Annotated in this window: 15 protein-coding genes and 2 tRNA genes; 14 read left to right on the top strand and 3 right to left on the bottom strand. The window is 73.1% G+C overall.

Annotated features, from left to right (window positions below):
- Positions 1–126: 126 nt before the first annotated feature.
- The 6 genes from ACWDVG_RS00960 to ACWDVG_RS00935 all read left to right on the top strand — a co-directional run bounded on the left by ACWDVG_RS00960 (position 127) and on the right by ACWDVG_RS00935 (position 4,072).
- Positions 127–291, top strand: coding sequence for a hypothetical protein (locus ACWDVG_RS00960; protein WP_451694860.1), 165 nt, complete (start codon positions 127–129; stop codon positions 289–291).
- Positions 292–382: 91 nt separating this feature from the next.
- Complete coding sequence (gene nadD / locus ACWDVG_RS00955; protein ID WP_451694858.1) at positions 383–1,003, top strand: nicotinate-nucleotide adenylyltransferase; 621 nt, start codon at positions 383–385, stop codon at positions 1,001–1,003.
- Between the two features lie 16 nt (positions 1,004–1,019).
- Complete coding sequence (locus ACWDVG_RS00950; RefSeq protein WP_451694857.1) at positions 1,020–2,744, top strand: LCP family protein; 1,725 nt, start codon at positions 1,020–1,022, stop codon at positions 2,742–2,744.
- A 69-nt stretch (positions 2,745–2,813) separates the two neighbouring features.
- Positions 2,814–3,251: a ribosome silencing factor gene (gene rsfS, locus ACWDVG_RS00945; RefSeq protein WP_451694855.1), complete on the top strand. Its 438-nt coding sequence runs from the start codon at positions 2,814–2,816 to the stop codon at positions 3,249–3,251.
- Positions 3,248–3,901, top strand: a complete 654-nt coding sequence (locus tag ACWDVG_RS00940; RefSeq protein WP_451695098.1) for a histidine phosphatase family protein — start codon at positions 3,248–3,250, stop codon at positions 3,899–3,901. Before rsfS ends, ACWDVG_RS00940 begins: the two co-directional genes overlap by 4 nt.
- A gap of 98 nt (positions 3,902–3,999) precedes the next feature.
- Positions 4,000–4,072: transfer RNA gene (locus ACWDVG_RS00935), tRNA-Ala, on the top strand.
- Here the strand turns inward: ACWDVG_RS00935 and ACWDVG_RS00930 are convergent.
- A complete protein-coding gene (locus ACWDVG_RS00930; RefSeq protein ID WP_451694853.1) occupies positions 4,054–4,983 on the bottom strand; it encodes a helix-turn-helix transcriptional regulator in 930 nt (309 codons plus the stop codon). The genes ACWDVG_RS00935 and ACWDVG_RS00930 overlap by 19 nt on opposite strands.
- A 101-nt stretch (positions 4,984–5,084) precedes the next feature.
- Between ACWDVG_RS00930 and ACWDVG_RS00925 the strand changes: the two genes are divergently transcribed.
- Positions 5,085–6,518, top strand: coding sequence for an MFS transporter (locus tag ACWDVG_RS00925; RefSeq protein WP_451694851.1), 1,434 nt, complete (start codon positions 5,085–5,087; stop codon positions 6,516–6,518).
- A gap of 68 nt (positions 6,519–6,586) precedes the next feature.
- Positions 6,587–6,820 carry a hypothetical protein gene (locus ACWDVG_RS00920; RefSeq protein ID WP_005317760.1) on the top strand — a complete coding sequence of 78 codons (234 nt, stop codon included), beginning with the start codon at positions 6,587–6,589 and terminating at the stop codon, positions 6,818–6,820.
- On the opposite strand, the gene ACWDVG_RS00915 is transcribed toward ACWDVG_RS00920, so the two are convergent.
- Positions 6,799–8,061 (bottom strand): glycosyltransferase 87 family protein, encoded by a 1,263-nt coding sequence (locus ACWDVG_RS00915; RefSeq protein WP_451694850.1) that lies wholly within the window; start codon positions 8,059–8,061, stop codon positions 6,799–6,801. The genes ACWDVG_RS00920 and ACWDVG_RS00915 overlap by 22 nt on opposite strands.
- A gap of 124 nt (positions 8,062–8,185) precedes the next feature.
- Here ACWDVG_RS00915 and ACWDVG_RS00910 point away from each other — a divergent pair.
- The 4 genes from ACWDVG_RS00910 to ACWDVG_RS00895 all read left to right on the top strand — a co-directional run bounded on the left by ACWDVG_RS00910 (position 8,186) and on the right by ACWDVG_RS00895 (position 13,322).
- A tRNA-Ala gene (locus ACWDVG_RS00910) sits at positions 8,186–8,258 on the top strand.
- Positions 8,259–8,523: 265 nt separating this feature from the next.
- Positions 8,524–11,409 (top strand): leucine--tRNA ligase, encoded by a 2,886-nt coding sequence (gene leuS, locus ACWDVG_RS00905; protein WP_451694848.1) that lies wholly within the window; start codon positions 8,524–8,526, stop codon positions 11,407–11,409.
- A 193-nt stretch (positions 11,410–11,602) separates the two neighbouring features.
- Positions 11,603–12,382 carry a hypothetical protein gene (locus ACWDVG_RS00900; protein ID WP_451694846.1) on the top strand — a complete coding sequence of 260 codons (780 nt, stop codon included), beginning with the start codon at positions 11,603–11,605 and terminating at the stop codon, positions 12,380–12,382.
- Between the two features lie 94 nt (positions 12,383–12,476).
- A complete protein-coding gene (locus ACWDVG_RS00895) occupies positions 12,477–13,322 on the top strand; it encodes a DegV family protein (RefSeq protein ID WP_451694844.1) in 846 nt (281 codons plus the stop codon).
- A gap of 116 nt (positions 13,323–13,438) precedes the next feature.
- Here ACWDVG_RS00895 and ACWDVG_RS00890 read toward each other — a convergent pair whose 3' ends face one another.
- Positions 13,439–13,564, bottom strand: coding sequence for a hypothetical protein (locus tag ACWDVG_RS00890; RefSeq protein WP_451694843.1), 126 nt, complete (start codon positions 13,562–13,564; stop codon positions 13,439–13,441).
- A gap of 124 nt (positions 13,565–13,688) precedes the next feature.
- Between ACWDVG_RS00890 and ACWDVG_RS00885 the strand changes: the two genes are divergently transcribed.
- Together ACWDVG_RS00885 and ACWDVG_RS00880 are read left to right on the top strand one after the other, a co-directional pair.
- Positions 13,689–14,570, top strand: coding sequence for a helix-hairpin-helix domain-containing protein (locus ACWDVG_RS00885; protein ID WP_451694841.1), 882 nt, complete (start codon positions 13,689–13,691; stop codon positions 14,568–14,570).
- 62 nt (positions 14,571–14,632) lie between these two features.
- Positions 14,633–17,047 carry a ComEC/Rec2 family competence protein gene (locus tag ACWDVG_RS00880; RefSeq protein ID WP_451694839.1) on the top strand — a complete coding sequence of 805 codons (2,415 nt, stop codon included), beginning with the start codon at positions 14,633–14,635 and terminating at the stop codon, positions 17,045–17,047.
- Positions 17,048–17,067 lie beyond the last annotated feature (20 nt).

Here is a 17,067-nt window from a genome sequence, read left to right as displayed (position 1 = left end):
GGGCGTTGTGGACGACGGAGGAGGGAAGACGCCAACGCCTGAGTCGGCGTGAGACTGCCAGGACCGCCCGCATACGATGTGCGCGAAGTCTCCGCTCCCATCCCCGATCGATAGGTCCTGCCGAAGATGAGCCTCCACACCACCGCCGCCAACCTGGTCACGCTCGCCTCCGAGGGCGCCGAGCACGGCGGCAACCACAACAGCCTCAACCCGTACATCACGGGCGGCGGCGCCTTCATCGCGCTCATGCTCCTGCTCTGGATCACCACCCGCTTCAACCGCGACCGCTGAGCCGACCGCGACCGACCGCCGAGCCGGGAGTCCGCTGATCCGGGAGTCCGCCGATCCGGCGTTCGCCGCCGTGCCAGTAGGCTCTGCACGCATGGGAGAGCAGGAAGTGCCTACTGGCAGCCGCGGCAAGCGCCGACTCGGCGTGATGGGCGGGACGTTCGACCCGATCCACCACGGACACCTGGTGGCGGCCAGCGAGGTCGCCGCCCTGTTCCACCTCGACGAGGTGGTGTTCGTACCGACCGGGGAGCCGTGGCAGAAGAGCCACAAGGCCGTGTCGCCGGCCGAGGACCGCTATCTGATGACGGTCATCGCCACGGCGTCCAACCCGCAGTTCTCGGTCAGCCGCATCGACATCGACCGGGGCGGCGCGACGTACACCATCGACACCCTGCGGGACCTGCGCTCCCTGAACAGCGACTCCGACCTCTTCTTCATCACCGGGGCCGACGCGCTGTCGCAGATCCTCACCTGGCGCGACGCCGAGGAGCTCTTCTCGCTCGCGCACTTCATCGGGGTCACCCGACCGGGCCACGACCTGACCGACGACGGGCTGCCCGAGGGCGGCGTCTCGCTCGTCGAGGTCCCCGCGCTCGCCATCTCCTCCACGGACTGCCGGGCACGCGTCGCGCAGGGCGATCCCGTCTGGTATCTGGTCCCGGACGGCGTGGTGCGCTACATCGACAAGCGTCAGCTGTACCGCGGCGAGTGAGTCGGAAGGGGCACCGGTGAACGACCAGCAGAACCCGTACGACCCGTACCATCCGCAGCCGCAGATCATCGGCTACGACGCGTACGGGCAGCCGGTGTACCAGCAGCAGGTCCCGCAGCAGGCGCAGCAGCCGTACGACCCGTACGACCCGTACGCCCAGCAGCACCACCAGCCTCAGCAGCCTCAGCAGGAGTACCCGCAGCCCCCGCAGCCCCAGCAGTACGTCTACGACCCGTACGCCCGGCCGGACGCGCAGCCGGCCCAGCAGCCGTACGACCCGTACGCGGGTCAGCAGCAGGAGTACGCGTACCCCTCGTACGACACCGGACAGCAGTGGGCCGCCCCGCAGCCCACGGCCCCGCCCCAGGCCGCCTCCGCGGCCGCCCCGGTCGCCGCTCCCGCGCCGCCCGAGGCGCAGTCCGAGCCGCCGTCCACCGCGCCGGTCCCCGGGCAGCGGTCCGCGCCCGAGCACGAGGAGCGGGCCTACCGCACCGAGCAGTTCTCGTTCATCGAGGAGCCCGACGAGGACTCCGAGGACGTCATCGACTGGCTGAAGTTCACCGAGAGCCGCTCCGAGCGGCGCGAGGAGGCCAGGCGGCGCGGCCGCAACCGGGTCGTCGCGCTCGTCGTCGTCCTCGTCCTGGCCGCCGTGGGCGGCGTCGGCTACCTCTGGTCCGCCGGTCTGCTCCCCGGCTCCGCCGACCCCGACCAGCCGCGGAACACCGCCACCGGCCCGCAGAAGCGGGACACGATCGTCGTCCACCTCCACGACACCCGGGGCGGCGGCACCGCCACCGCGCTCCTCGTCGACAACACCACCACCAAGCAGGGCACCACCGTCCTGCTCCCGAACTCGGTCGTGGTCGCCGACGACGAGGGCTCCGCCACCACCCTCGGCAAGTCGGTCGAGGCCGACGGCTCCAGCGGCACCCGCGAGGCGATCGGCAACCTCCTCGGCGCGAGGATCACCGGCACCTGGCGGCTCGACACGCCGTACCTGGAGAACCTCGTCGAGTACCTCGGCGGCATCGAGATCGACACCGACACCGTCGTGCCCGCCCGGAAGAAGGGCGCCGAGCCGCTCGTCAGGAAGGGCACCAAGCAGAGCCTGAACGGCGCCGCGGCCGTCGCCTACGCCACCTACCAGGCCCCGGGCGAGGCGGAGGCCCACCGGCTCCAGCGCTTCGGCCAGGTCATGTACGGCGTGCTGCGCAAGATGCCCAGCGACGCCCGGTCCGCCACCACGGCCGTCGAGTACCTCGTCCAGATCCTCGACCCCTCGCTGCCCGAGAAGGACCTCGGCGCCTCCCTCGCCAAGCTCGCCGAGCACGCCAAGATCGGCGCCCACAAGACGGCGCTGCTCCCGGTGGCCGCGGACGGCACGCTGACCGCGGGCGCGAGCGACAGCGTGGTCAAGGACATCCTCGGCGGCAAGGTCACCGCGCCCGAGGCGGGCGGCGTGCCGAAGGTGTCGGTCAAGGACGGCTCCGGCAGGAACGCCACCGAGGCCGCCCGGGTCGTCCTGATCAACGGCGGCTACGCCTTCGTCGGCGGCAGCACGACCGGGACCGAGGAGACCTCGCAGGTCCTCTACGCGGACGACGCGCAGAAGGCGACCGCCGCCGAGGTGGCCAAGACGCTGGGGCTGCCGCCCACGGCGGTCCGCAAGGGCAAGCCCACGGGCACCGCCGCGGTCACCGTCGTCCTCGGTCAGGACTACAGGATTCCGGGCGCTTCGTAATCGTTTGCGGGTCCGTCGGCGGTCCGTGAGACCCTGGAGGGGTACTGGACCGCCGACGAAAGCCTGCATGTGACCGCCACGGATCGCTCCATCGAGCTCGTCAACGCCGCCGCCCAGGCGGCTGCCGACCGGCTCGCTCACGACATCATCGCGTACGACGTCAGCGACGTGCTGTCGATCACCGACGCCTTCCTGCTCGCCTCCGCGCCCAACGACCGCCAGGTCAAGTCGATCGTCGACGAGATCGAGGAGCGGCTGCTCAAGGAGCTCGGCGCCAAGCCGGTCCGCCGCGAGGGCGACCGCGACGCGCGCTGGATCCTCCTGGACTACGTCGACATCGTCGTCCACGTCCAGCACAGCGAGGAGCGGGTCTTCTACGCCCTCGAGCGGCTGTGGAAGGACTGCCCCGAGCTGCCCCTGCCCGAGGACGCGCTGAAGACCCGCGGCAAGGCGGCCGAGCACGCCGCCCTCACGGGTGCCGACGGAACGGACGGTGAGCTGAGCTGAGCAGCACCAGGAGCGGCAGGGGCCGCCGCATCGTCCTCTGGCGTCACGGCCAGACGTCCTGGAACCTGGAGCGCCGGTTCCAGGGCTCCACGGACATCGAGCTGACCGAGACCGGCGTCGCCCAGGCGCGCCGGGCCGCCCGGCTGCTCGCCGCCCTGAAGCCGGACGCCATCGTCGCCTCCGACCTCAAGCGGGCGGCGGCCACCGCCGCCGAGCTCGCCGCTCTCACCGGCCACACCGTCGCCCACGACTCCGCGCTGCGCGAGACGTACGCGGGGGAGTGGCAGGGTCTGACCCACGACGAGATCGTCGCGCGGTACGGCGAGCAGTACGCGGCCTGGAAGCGTGGCGAGCCGGTGCGCCGGGGCGGCGGCGAGCTGGAGACCGAGGTCGCCGACCGGGCCGCCCCGGTGGTCCTGGAGCACGCCGACAAGCTGCCCGAGGACGGCACCCTCGTCGTGGTCAGCCACGGCGGCACGATCCGCACCACCATCGGCCGGCTCCTGGACCTGGAGGCCCGCCACTGGGAGGGCCTGGGCGGGCTCTCCAACTGCTGCTGGTCGGTCCTCGGCGAGGGCGCGCGCGGCTGGCGCCTCCTGGAGCACAACGCCGGCACCCTGCCCGAGCCGGTCCTCGGCGACGACGACTGAGACCGACCGGGAGCGGCCCGCCGGACCCGGATTTCACTTTCCGGCAGGTCACAGGCTAAAGTTCTTCTTGTTCGCAGCGCAGAGCGCGAAGAACACGAGGGGCTATAGCTCAGTTGGTAGAGCGCCTGCATGGCATGCAGGAGGTCAGGAGTTCAATTCTCCTTAGCTCCACAGTCACCGGATCCCGTCCCCGCAAGGGGGCGGGATTCGTCGTTTCCCGGCCGTGGCCCCCGCAGCGTCTCGATCGCCCGCCTGCTCGCCTCGTCGTTCGGCGTGTAGGTCACGATCCGGCACTCCGGCATCCCGTTGACCGACAGCGAGACCGAGGTCATCCGCACCTCGCCCACCAGCTCGTGCCGGAACGTCTTCACCCGGGTCCCGGGCGGGGTCACGTCGCCGCTGCGCCAGAGCCGCGCGAAGTACGGGCTCGCCTCCGACAGCAGCCGCACGAACGACTCCCAGGCCGGCTCGCCCACATGGCGCCCGTACGAGCCCCGCAGCTGGGCCACCATCAGCGGCAGCTCCACCTCCCGGTTCACCACCGGGCACTTGGGCTTCGGCGTCGTGAACAGCGCCCACAGCACGTTCCGCACGCCGAACGGGTTGCGTCCGACCTCCTCGCTGTCCTCCAGGAACAGCCGCTCGTACGTGGAGTTGGTCGCCAGGACGTCGTACCGCGCGTTGTAGAGCACCGCCGGGAGGGGCGCCAGCGCGTCCAGGATGCCCTGGAGCTCCGGGCTGACCGCCTGCACCGGCTCGGCGGCCAGGTCCGGCTCGCACGGCACCTCCGCGAGGTGGTACAGGTGCTCGCGCTCGGGCCGGTCGAGGCGGAGCGTGCGGGCCACGGCGTCGAGCACCTGCGCGGAGGCGTTGATCGGCCGCCCCTGCTCCAGCCACGTGTACCAGGTCACGCCGACGCCCGAGAGCTGGGCGACCTCCTCGCGGCGCAGCCCCGGGGTGCGGCGCCGCAGGCCCGGGGGCATGCCCACGTCCTCCGGGGTCACCCGGGCCCTGCGGCTGCGCAGGAACGCGGCCAGTTCCGGCCGGCGGCGCGCTGGAGTCGGTACTGCCAAAGTCGTCACACCCCCATGGTCGAGTCCCCGTGCCGCCGCTGCCAGGTGGTGTCAGTACCAGCATCGGCGGGCTCTCGTTACCCGTATCCGCTCGAGGTCATGCTGGGCGCATGACCTCGACCGCAACACGTCCCGTACTCAGTAAAGACCGCGGCACCGACAATCGTCCCGGGCTGCTGCTGGGCGTGGTGCTCGCCGCCCAGTTCATGGCGCTGCTCGACGTCTTCATCGTCAACGTCGCCGCCCCGACGATCCGCGCCGAACTCTCCGCCTCCGGAGCCGGACTCCAGCTCGTCGTCGCCGGATACACCATCGCCTACGCGGTGTTGCTGATCACGGGCGCGCGCCTCGGCGAGCTGCTCGGCCACCGGCGCGCCTACCTCGCGGGCCTCGCCGTCTTCACCGCCGCCTCGCTCGCGTGCGGACTCGTCGCGGACACGGGCCAGTTGATCGCCTTCCGGATCGCCCAGGGCGCGGGAGCGGCCCTGATGATCCCCCAGGTGCTGAGCCTCATCCAGCGCACCTTCACCGGCGAGGGCCGGGTCCGGGCGCTCGGCGCGTACTCCGCGGTCCTCGCCACCGGAGCCGCCGCGGGACAGGTGGTGGGCGGTGTCCTCGTCAGCGCCGACCTCTTCGGTACGGGCTGGCGGCCGGTCTTCCTGGTCAACGTGCCGCTCGGGATCGCCCTGCTGGTCCTCGGCGCCCGGGTCCTGCCCCGTGACACCCGCACCGCGCCCGAGCGGGGCCGCAGCCAGGACCTGCCGGGCCTCCTGCTCCTCGCCGCCGCCGTCACGCTGCTGACCGTGCCCCTGGTCCTCGGCCAGGAGCAGGACTGGCCGCTGTGGTCCCTGCTCTCGACGGGCGGCTCCCTGGTGCTGCTCGCGGCCTTCGGCGCGTACGAGTCGGGGCTCGCCCGGCGCGGTGGCGCGCCGCTGATCGCCCCTCGGGTGCTGCGCATCCCCGGCATGGGACGGGCCGTGTTCCGGATCGTCGTGGCGATGGCCGTCAACGCCGGGTTCCTCTTCACCCTCACCCTCCACCTCCAGGGCGGCCTCGGGCACAGCGCCCTGCGCGCGGGGCTCACCTTCGGTCCCGCCGCCGTCGCGTTCGGCGTCGTGGGCCTCACCTGGCGACGGTGGCCGGAGCGGCTGAGGGGCGCCCTGATCCCCGGCGGGTTCCTGCTCGCGGGCCTCGCCTCCCTCGCACTCGGCCTCGTCCTGAAGGACGGCGGCGCGGGCGGCTGGGCACTGTATCCGGCGCTCGTCGCGATGGGCACGGGGCTCGCCCTGGCCTTCAGCCCCGCCCTGACCGGCGCCCTGGCCGCCGTACGGCCCGAGGACGCGGCCGACGCCAGCGGTCTGCTCGCCACCGTCACCCAGCTCGGGCAGCTCGTCGGCGTCGCCACCTTCGGCACCCTCTTCCTGGCCGGGGCCGCCGGACCGGGGGCGGGGAACTCCGCCGACGCGCTGTGGGCCACCGCCCTCGCGCTCGCCGCCGCCTCGTTCGTCGCGGCCGGGGCGGGGCAGCTGCGCCGAGCGCGCTGAACCCCTTGCGGGGCCATGGCAGAATCGGACGGCCGGAGGGGGACCGGGTTCCGACGGGAGGGTGGCCTTTGGGTGCGCACAGGCGGAAGTGCGACTGGTGCGGCAGCGGTACGCCCATCGTGCGGGACATGGACCCCGTCAACCCGGAGTTCCAGTACTGGTGCGAGGAGTGCGCGCGGGCGCTGATCATAAAAGGCGACCCGATCGAGACGTACCGCGAGCTGGAGGGCGAGCCGATCTACGGCCGGCTCCTCGACGAGCACTGCACCCTCAAGCGGTTCTACTCCTTCGCCACGGCCTGAGGCGCCGTCGCCGGGCGGCGGCGCAACGTCAGCGCGTATCCCACGAGCAGCGCCGTCGCCGTCAGCGGGTAGACCGCCGAGAGCAGCATCTGGCCCGCGTTCTGGTCGAGTTCGGGGCGGCCCGGGTCGTGCGGCACCCACCACAGCGCGAACGACGCGAAGGCGAGCGCAACCGCACCCGTCACCGGCCACGCGCGCGTGGAGCGGTCCGCGAGCAGGATCAGCAGCGGCACGCACCAGACCCAGTGGTGGGACCAGGAGATGGGGCTGACCATCAGCGCCGTGAACGCGCAGACGACCACGGCCACCGCCCGGTCGCCGCGCAGCCCCGCCCGTACGGCGAGGACCATCGACACCCCGCCGAAGACGGCGGCGGCCAGCAGCCACCAGACGCCCGGCGAGTCCGTGTGCATCAGCCGGGCGAGGACGCCGCTGAGCGACTGGTTCGCGGTCTCCTCCGCGAAGCCGACCCGGCCCGTCTCGAACAGCGTCTGCGTCCAGAACCGCTTCGAGTCGGCCGGCAGGACGAGCGCCACCGTCAGCGTCGTCCCGAGGAAGACGCCGGTCGCCGTCACCGCCGTGCGCAGCCACGGGTTCCGGCCCGGGCCCAGCCCGCGGTCCCGGCGCCACTGCAGCAGACCGACGGCGAGCAGCAGGACCACGAACAGGCCCGGGGTGAGTTTCACCGCCGTCGCGAGCCCGATGCCCACGCCGGCCCAGCGGCTGCCCTCGCGGCGCGTCAGGTCCCAGAGCACCGCCACCGCGACGAGCAGGTTGATCTGCCCGTACCGCAGCGTCGTCCACACGGGCTCGCACCAGACCACGACCGCGGCGACCCACAGTGTCGTGCGCCACAGGTCCGTCCGCCGGTCCGCGCGGGACAGCGCCGGGCGGACCAGCTGGAGCGAGAGCTGGACCAGGGCCACCACCAGGAGCAGGTTCCCGGCCGTGGACAGCGTCCGCATCACCGGGACGCTCACCAGGGTCAGCGGCAGGAACAGCACGGCCGCGAAGGGCGGGTACGTCATGGCGAGGTTCGCCGACGTGGCGCGCATCGCGTACAGGTCGCCGCCCGCGCGGAGCGTCTCCCCCTCGGCCCGGTAGACCATCACGTCCAGCATGTTCACGTGGGCGAGGCGCTGGGCCACCCAGAACGCGGCGAAGGAGAGCAGGCATATCGCCGCGGCGGTGGCCAGGGGCCACGGCCGGGCGCGGGTCTTGGAGAGCACGGAGACGGACACAGTCGGCGACCCTACCCGCCGCCCCGGAGGCCCCCTCGGAAACCGATTTGGAGATCTGCCGGGGAGCCGGTTAATGTTCTGTCTGTCGCCGCGAGGGAAACCGAAACGGAGACGGAAACAGCAAGGGGCTATAGCTCAGTTGGTAGAGCGCCTGCATGGCATGCAGGAGGTCAGGAGTTCAATTCTCCTTAGCTCCACAAAAGAGAAGCGGGTCACCCGGATCGGGTGGCCCGCTTCTTCGCGTGCCGCAGCGTGGACATCGATGCGGCCGCCGCGGGCCCTGCGGTACCCTGGCGCCATGCGTGCCGTACGCCTCCTGCTTATCGAGCCGCGCTGACCAGTCCCGACGGATGACGACATTCCGTCGGAGTCGGCGCGGCGTCCCCTCCTGTGCGAGGGGATTTTTCATTTCGTGGCAGTTCGTGGCAGTGGGCAGAGACGATCGATGGAGCTTCAAGGACCATGACCGAGATCAATACGGCCGCCGAGACGGCGGCTCCGCATCGCTACACGGCGGCCATGGCCGCCGACATCGAGGCACGCTGGCAGGACTTCTGGGACGCCGAGGGCACCTACGAGGCGCCGAACCCGACCGGTGACCTGGCAGGTGACGCCGAGGTCGCCGCCCGGCCCAAGAAGTTCATCATGGACATGTTCCCGTACCCCTCGGGTGCGGGCCTGCACGTCGGCCACCCGCTCGGCTACATCGCCACGGACGTCTTCGCCCGCCACGCGCGCATGACCGGCCACAACGTGCTGCACACCCTGGGCTTCGACGCCTTCGGCCTGCCCGCCGAGCAGTACGCCGTGCAGACCGGCACGCACCCGCGCGTGTCCACCGAGGCCAACATGGAGAACATGAAGGTCCAGCTGCGCCGGCTGGGCCTGGGCCACGACAAGCGCCGGTCGTTCGCCACGATCGACCCGGAGTACTACAAGTGGACCCAGTGGATCTTCCTGCAGATCTTCAACTCCTGGTACGACGACGAGGCCGGCAAGGCGCGCCCGATCGCCGAGCTGGTCGAGCAGTTCGAGAACGGCACCCGTGAGGTTCCCGGCACGCGTGAGGTTCCCGGCACGCGCGCGTGGAGCGAGCTGAACGCCGCCGAGCGCGCCGACGTCCTGGGCGAGTACCGCCTGGCCTACGCCTCCGACGCGCCCGTCAACTGGTGCCCCGGCCTGGGCACGGTCCTGGCCAACGAGGAGGTCACCGCCGACGGCCGCTCCGAGCGCGGCAACTTCCCCGTCTTCAAGGCCAAGCTGCGCCAGTGGAACATGCGCATCACCGCCTACGCGGACCGCCTGCTCGACGACCTGGACGGCCTGGACTGGCCCGAGGCCATCAAGCTGCAGCAGCGGAACTGGATCGGCCGCTCCGAGGGCGCCCGCGTCGACTTCCAGGTCGGCGACGCCGGTGCGATCACCGTCTTCACGACCCGCCAGGACACCCTGTTCGGCGCCACGTACATGGTCCTGGCGCCCGAGCACGACCTGGTCGAGAAGATCGTCCCGGCCGCCTGGCCCGAGGGCACCCACGACGTGTGGACCGGCGGCCACGCCACCCCCGCCGAGGCCGTCGACGCCTACCGCAAGCAGGCCGCCTCCAAGTCCGACGTCGAGCGCCAGGCCGAGGCGAAGGACAAGACCGGCGTCTTCACCGGCGCGTACGCGACCAACCCGGTCAGCGGCGAGCAGGTGCCCGTCTTCATCGCCGACTACGTCCTGATGGGCTACGGCACCGGCGCGATCATGGCCGTCCCGGCGCACGACACCCGCGACTTCGCCTTCGCGCGCGCCTTCGAGCTGCCCATGCGCTGCGTCGTCGAGCCCTCGGACGACCGGGGCACCGACCCGTCGACGTGGGACGACGCCTTCGCCTCGTACGAGGCCAAGCTGATCAACTCCTCGAACGACGAGGTCGACCTGGACGGCCTGGGCGTCGTCGACGCCAAGGCGCGGATCACCGCCTGGCTGGCCGAGCGCGGCATCGGCGAGGGCACCGTCAACTTCCGTCTGCGCGACTGGCTGTTCAGCCGCCAGCGGTACTGGGGCGAGCCCTTCCCGATCGTCTACGACGAGGACGGCGTCGCGCACTCGCTGCCCGAGTCGATGCTGCCGCTGGAGCTGCCCGAGGTCGAGGACTACTCGCCGCGCACCTTCGACCCGGACGACGCCGACACCCAGCCGGAGACGCCCCTGTCCCGCAACGAGGACTGGGTCAACGTCACCCTGGACCTGGGCGACGGGCCGAAGAAGTACCGCCGCGAGACCAACACGATGCCCAACTGGGCGGGCTCCTGCTGGTACGAGCTGCGCTACCTGGACCCGCACAACGACGAGAAGCTGGTCGACCCGGCCGTCGAGCAGTACTGGATGGGCCCGCGCGAGGGCATGCCGACCGGCGGCGTCGACCTGTACGTCGGCGGCGCCGAGCACGCGGTCCTGCACCTGCTGTACGCCCGCTTCTGGTCGAAGATCCTTTTCGACCTGGGCCACATCTCCTCCGCCGAGCCCTTCCACAAGCTGTACAACCAGGGCATGATCCAGGCCTTCGTCTACCGCGACGCGCGCGGCATCGCGGTGCCGGCGGCCGAGGTCGAGGAGCGGGACGGCGCCTTCTACTACGAGGGCGAGAAGGTCAGCCGCGTCCTGGGCAAGATGGGCAAGTCCCTGAAGAACGCCGTCACGCCGGACGAGATCTGCGCCGAGTACGGCGCCGACACCCTGCGCCTGTACGAGATGGCGATGGGCCCGCTGGACGTCTCCCGTCCGTGGGACACCCGCGCCGTCGTCGGCCAGTACCGGCTGCTGCAGCGCCTGTGGCGCAACATCGTCGACGAGTCGACCGGCGAGGTCACCGTCGTCGACACGGCGCCCGACGAGGACACCCTGCGGGCCCTGCACAAGGCGATCGACGGTGTCTCCCAGGACATGGTCGCGATGCGCTTCAACACCGCCATCGCCAAGATCACCGAGCTGAACAACCACCTGACCAAGTCCGGTGGCGCGCTCTCCCGCGCGGTCGCCGAGCAGCTGGTGCTGCTGGTCGCCCCGCTGGCGCCGCACATCGCCGAGGAGCTGTGGCGCCGCCTGGGCCACGCCGAGTCGGTCGTCCACCAGGCCTTCCCGGTCGCCGACCCGGCCTACGTCGTCGACGAGACCGTGACCTGCGTCGTGCAGATCAAGGGCAAGGTCAAGGCCCGCCTGGAGGTCTCGCCGTCGATCAGTGACGCCGACCTGGAGGCGCTGGCACTGGCGGACCCGCACGTGGTCGCGGCGCTGGGCGGCGCGGAGATCCGCAAGGTGATCGTCCGCGCGCCGAAGCTGGTCAACATCGTGGCCGGCTGATCGCCGACGGGTGGCTGATCGCCGACGGGCGGGTGACCGGGTGACCGGGTGACCGGATGACCGGTCGGATGGACCCAGGGGTTTTCCCCTACGGGCAGGTTGGGGGTTCCGATGGAACCACCGGCCTGCCCGTTCCGTTTACCGTGGAGGAACCACAGCAGTGGGGAACTCGTCGGACGCCGGAGGGGCGCACATGGAAGCCGCGATTATCACGATCCTGGCGCTGCTCTTCTTGACGTTCGTGGGGCTCGGGATCTTCGTCACGGTGAAGGTCGCCAAGGCCGCCAAGCGAGGCGTCGACCGCACCCTCGACCAGGCCAGGCGCACGGTCGAGGACACCACCCTGCGGGCCAAGAGCTTCGGCCAGGCGGGGGTCGCGGGCGAGCTGGCCCGACTGCGGCTCAACCTGCGCACCTCGATGCGGGCCACGCAGGAAGCGCTCCGGGCGGGCGCGGTCGAGGACGCCTCGCTGAGGGAGTCGCTCGACCTCTTCCACCGGCTCAGCGCGCACGGTCTCGAACTGGACGCCGACCTCAAGCGGCTGGAGCGGGAGCCGGACCGGGCCTACGTCGCCGGGCAGCTGCCGGACCTGACCGCGCGGACGGAGCAGATCACCGGCTCGGCCGACGCGCTGCGCCGCGCCGCCCGGGACCGCGCGCGGAAGTTCGCCGAGGACGACCTGTCGACCCTCAGCGCCCAGATCGACGTCGAGGCGGGCGCGCTGAGGCACTGGGACACGCCGTCGGGCACCTCGGACCCCACCGCCCCGGACGCCTGGGGCGAGCCGGCCGCCGCGCCCGCGCAGGAGACGTACGGGGGGACGTACGGCGGTGGGGCGGCGGGCCGTGCTGGACAGACGGAATCGGGCACGGCGGCGGGGCGGCCGGCGGAGCAGCCGTCGATCACCGCGCCCGACCCGCGCCTGAGTTCCTACCCGTGGGAGAAGGCACCGCGGCCGGAGAGCACCACCTGACGCGGGTGACGGCTCCGATTGCCAGGGGCACGGACCGGCGCCGGTCAGGGGGCCGGGCTGCCACGTGGTGGCCTCGGCGGGTAACCTCCCGCTCATGTCCCGGCATGTCGCGATCGTCACCGATTCCACGGCCTACCTGCCACCCCAGACGATGGAGCGGCACGCCATCACCGCGGTTCCGCTGACCGTCGTCATCGGCGACCGCGCCTACGAGGAGGGCACGGAGATCTCGGCCAGGTCCCTCGCCGAGGCCCTGCAGAAGCGGCGCTCCGTCACCACCTCGCGGCCCAGTCCGGAGGTCTTCGCCGCGGCGTACCGCGAGGCGGCCGAGGCCGGCGCCGACGGCATCGTCTCCCTCCACCTCTCCGCCGAGGTGTCCGGCACCTATGACGCCGCCGTTCTGGCGGCGAAGGACGCTCCCGTGCCCGTACGGGTCGTGGACACCCGCATGATGGGCATGGCGCTGGGCTTCTGCGCCGTGGCCGCGGCGGAGGCCGTGGAGGCGGGCGGCTCGCTCGACGACGCCGTCGCGGCGGCGGAGAAGCGGATCGCGGGCACCTCCGCCTACTTCTACGTCGACACGCTGGAGTATCTGCGCAGGGGCGGGCGCATCGGGGCCGCGCAGGCCCTGCTGGGTTCCGCCCTCGCGGTCAAGCCGCTCCTCGAACTCGACGGGGGCCGGATCGTGCTGCGCGAGAAGGTGCGGACCGCGTCGAAGGCCATCGCGCGCCTGGAGGAGATCGCCGTCGAGCAGGCCGGTGCCGGCGCCGTCGACATCGCCGTTCACCACCTCTCCGCCCCCGAGCGGGCCGCCGCTCTGGCGGACCGGTTGAAGGAGCGGCTGACGGGCGTCGAGGAGCTCCGGGTCAGCGAGGTGGGCGCGGTCATCGGCGCCCACACGGGCCCTGGGTTGCTCGCGGTCGTCGTCTCGCCGCGCTGAGGTGGTCACTCCCTCGAACGAGTGAGGGAGTTTTCCACAACCGGGCCGTTGTCCACGGATCACGAAGGGGACCGGCACGGCGGGGCGGTGATCCTTACCGTCACGAGCATGACTCTTCACACACGCACGACGGCATCCACGGAAGACGCGGCGTCGACGGCTGACGTGGCGTCGACGGTTTCGGCAGCGGCATCGGCGGCGGCTGCCTCGGCAGCATCGGTGCCATCAACGGCGCTCGGCACGGCAAGCGGGTACGCCGCTCCGAGGAGCGGGCCGGGCAGGGCGCCGGGTTCCGACGGGCGGAGCCGCCCCGGCGGGCGCGGCTCGCCTCCGGGCCGCGCCCGGCGGCGTACGAGGGTGCGGCGGGTGGTCGTCGGGGCGCCGCACGGCGAGGGCGCGGCGCGGGCCCGGGGTGACGCGCTGTTCCCGGCCGCGGCGGGGCCGGAGGCGTCGGGGGCCTCGGCCGCGGCGGAGTCCGGTGCCGATTCGGTGGACGGCGGGGCGGTCGAGGGCGGGCCGGGGGTACGGGAGCGGCTGGCGTCCGTGCTCCGTGAGCGGACTCCCGTGTGGGTGCAGACGCGGTGCGGGCTCGAACCGAGGACGCTGGCCGCGCTGTCCGTCGTCCTCGTCGTGGCGGCCGGGGCGGCGGGTGGTTACTTCTGGTCGGGGCGGCCGGAGACGGTGCGCGCTCCCGAGGTGGTCCGTGCGGCGCCGGTCGAGACCGTGCCCGTGGCGGCCGCGCCGACCCCGAGCGGTGCGGCCAACGGGGGCGGCGGGGCGCGGCAGGTGCCGGCGCGGGCCACGGGTGCGTCCGAGGTCGTCGTCGACGTGGGCGGCAAGGTGCGCAGCCCCGGGGTGCTGACCCTGCCGGCGGGGTCCCGCGTCGCGGACGCCGTGCGGGCGGCGGGAGGCGCGAAGCCGGAAGCCGATCTCACCGGGCTCAACCGGGCGCGCGTGCTCATGGACGGTGAGCAGGTCCTCGTGGGGGTGCCGGGCCCGCCGGGTGGTGGCGCGGGGACGGGTGCAGCTCCCGGTGCCGGGCCGCCCGGACCCCCCGTGCCGCTCAGCCTGAACGCCGCCACGGTGGAGCAGCTCGACGCGCTCCCCGGCGTCGGACCGGTCCTCGCCCGGCACATCGTCGACCACCGCACCGAGCACGGCGGCTTCCGCACGGTCGCCGAGCTGCGGGAGGTCAACGGCATCGGCGAGCGCCGGTTCGCCGATCTGGAACCGCTGGTCAGGCCGTGAACGGCGGCGGGAGCCCGCCGGGGGAGCGGGAGCCGCGCGAAGGTCCGGCCGATCTGCGGCTCGTGCCCCTGGCCCTGGCGGCCTGGGCGGCCGCCGCGTGGGCGCTGGGCGCCACCGGGGGGTCGACGGTGGCCGTGGTCGCGGTCTGCCTGACGGGCGCGGGAGTGCTGCTGGCGACCCGGGTGACGGGTCGGCCCGCCGGGGCGGCACCCGTCTGCACGCCGGGGTGGCGGTTGCGGGCCACGGCGGCCGCCGGAGTGCTGCTGTGCGCGGCCGCGGGAGCGGCGTCGGCGGGACTGCACGCGGCGGATCTGGTGCGCGGACCCGTCCCGGCCCTGGCAGAGGAGTACGGCCGTGCCGAGGTGGAGGTGACGGTCACGTCCGATCCTCGGCTGACCCGGCCGAAGGTGCGGGGCAACGCGATGGCGCCCGTCTCGGTGGTCGTGGACGGTGAGGTGACGAGGGTGGACAGGGCGGACGGTTCGGTTCTGCGGACCCGGGCCCCGGTGCTGGTGATCGTGCCGCCGGGGGAGGGGCGGGACGACTGGCTGGGACTGCTTCCGTCGACCCGGGTGAGGCTGGTCGCCCGATTCGCGAGGCCCCTCGATCCCGCCGATCCGTTCGCGGCGGTGGTGAAGGTCGTCCGGGCGGGTCCTCCCGAGGTCGTCGCCCCGCCGACCGCCGCGCAGCGCACGGCGGGGGAGCTGCGGGCCGGTCTGCGGAGGGTCAGCGAGGGACTCCCCGCCGATGCCCGTGCCCTGCTGCCCGGGCTGGTCGTCGGCGACACGTCCAGGATCGGCACGGACCTGCGCGACGCCTTCGTGGCGACGGACCTGACCCATCTCCTGGCCGTGTCCGGGTCCAACCTGGCGGTCGTCCTGCTGCTGCTGATCGGACGGCCGGGGACGGCAGGCCAGGTGGAACGGGGCGGTCTGGCGCCGCGGTTGGGGCTGTCGCTGAGGATCACCGCCCTGGCCGGAGGCGGGCTGACCCTCGCCTTCGTGCTCGTCTGCCGACCGGATCCGAGCGTGCTGCGCGCCGCCGCCTGCGGCCTGGTGGCCCTCCTCGCGATCGGTACGGGCCGACGGCGGTCGCTGATCCCGGCGCTGGCGGCCGCCGTGCTCCTCCTGGTGCTCTACGACCCTTGGCTGGCGAGGAGTTACGGGTTCCTGCTCTCGGTGCTGGCCACCGGGTCGCTGCTGACGCTCGCACCGCGATGGAGCGCGGCCCTGCGGCGGCGCGGGGTGCCCGGGCGGCTCGCGGAGGCGTTGGCCGCGACCCTGGCGGCCCAGGCGGTCTGCGCGCCGGTCGTCGTGGTCTTCGCCGCGCGGGTGAGCCTGGTGGCGATCCCTGCGAACCTGTTCGCCGAACTCGCCGTCGCCCCGGCCACGGTGCTCGGCTTCGCCGCGCTCGCGGTGGCCCCGGCCTGGGAGCCCGCGGCGGTGGGACTGGCCTGGGCGGCGGGGTGGCCCGCCGGCTGGATCGCGCGGGTGGCGAGGACCGGGGCGGAGTTCCCCGGAGCGGAACTCGCCTGGCCCGGCGGCTGGTGGGGCGGCCTCGCCCTCGCGTTGCTCACCGCCCTGATGGTGCTCGGGGTGCGGCGGCTGCCGTACCGGGCCTGGCTCGCGTCGTTCGCCGCCGTCCTGCTCCTCCTCGTGGTGGTCAGACCGGCGCCGCTGGCCCGCTGGGCGACGGGGTGGCCACCGCCGGGCTGGGTGTTCGCGATGTGCCAGGTGGGGCAGGGGGACGCGACCGTGCTCGCGGCGGGCCGGGACGAGGCGGTCGTGGTCGACGCCGGGCCCGACCCCGCGCCCGTCGATCGCTGCCTGCGCGAACTGGGCGTCCGCCGGGTGCCTTTGGTGGTGCTGACGCACTTCCACGCGGACCATGTGGCGGGTCTGCCGGGGGTGTTGCGGGGGAGAGCGGTGGGGGCGATCCAGACCACGGGGCTGGAAGAGCCGCCGGGGCAGGCGGCGTTCGTCCGGCGGACGGCGGCGGCCGCGGGGGTGCCCCTGATCCGGGCGGAGGCCGGGGAGCGGCGGAGGGTCGGCGCCCTGGAATGGCGGGTGCTCTGGCCGGCGGCCGGGGCTCCGGCGGCGGAGACGGGGCCGAACGACGCTAGCGTCACCCTCCTCGTACGGACTCCCGGGGGAGCGCGGCTGTTGCTGCTCGGCGATCTGGAACCGCCGGCGCAGCGGGCCCTGCTGGTCGCCTCGGCATTGGAGGTGGCACGGGTGGACGTGCTCAAGGTCGCCCACCATGGGTCCGCGCACCAGGACCCCGGGCTGATGCGGGCGGCCCGGCCCCGGCTCGCGCTGGTGTCGACGGGCAGCGACAACCCGTACGGGCATCCGTCCCCACGGACGGTGGCGGCGCTGCGGGCGGGCGGGGCGCGAGTGCTGCGGACCGACCGGGACGGGGCGGTGGCCGTGGTGGGGGCGGGGCGGGACCTCGTCGCCGTGACGAGGGGGGAATGAACGGAGCGCGCTGGGCCGGC

This window comes from Streptomyces sp. NPDC003327 (assembly GCF_053589515.1).
The sequence above is the reverse complement of the archived record's forward strand: the minus strand, read 5'-3'. Positions and strand labels throughout refer to the sequence as shown.

Excerpts from the sequence above, each read along its gene's own strand:
- ACWDVG_RS00960 (WP_451694860.1), top strand. The coding sequence starts at position 127 with ATGAGCCTCCACACCACCGCCGCCAACCTGGTCACGCTCGCCTCCGAG.
- nadD (WP_451694858.1), top strand. The coding sequence starts at position 383 with ATGGGAGAGCAGGAAGTGCCTACTGGCAGCCGCGGCAAGCGCCGACTC.
- ACWDVG_RS00925 (WP_451694851.1), top strand. The coding sequence starts at position 5,085 with ATGACCTCGACCGCAACACGTCCCGTACTCAGTAAAGACCGCGGCACC.
- leuS (WP_451694848.1), top strand. The coding sequence starts at position 8,524 with ATGACCGAGATCAATACGGCCGCCGAGACGGCGGCTCCGCATCGCTAC.
- ACWDVG_RS00900 (WP_451694846.1), top strand. The coding sequence starts at position 11,603 with ATGGAAGCCGCGATTATCACGATCCTGGCGCTGCTCTTCTTGACGTTC.
- ACWDVG_RS00895 (WP_451694844.1), top strand. The coding sequence starts at position 12,477 with ATGTCCCGGCATGTCGCGATCGTCACCGATTCCACGGCCTACCTGCCA.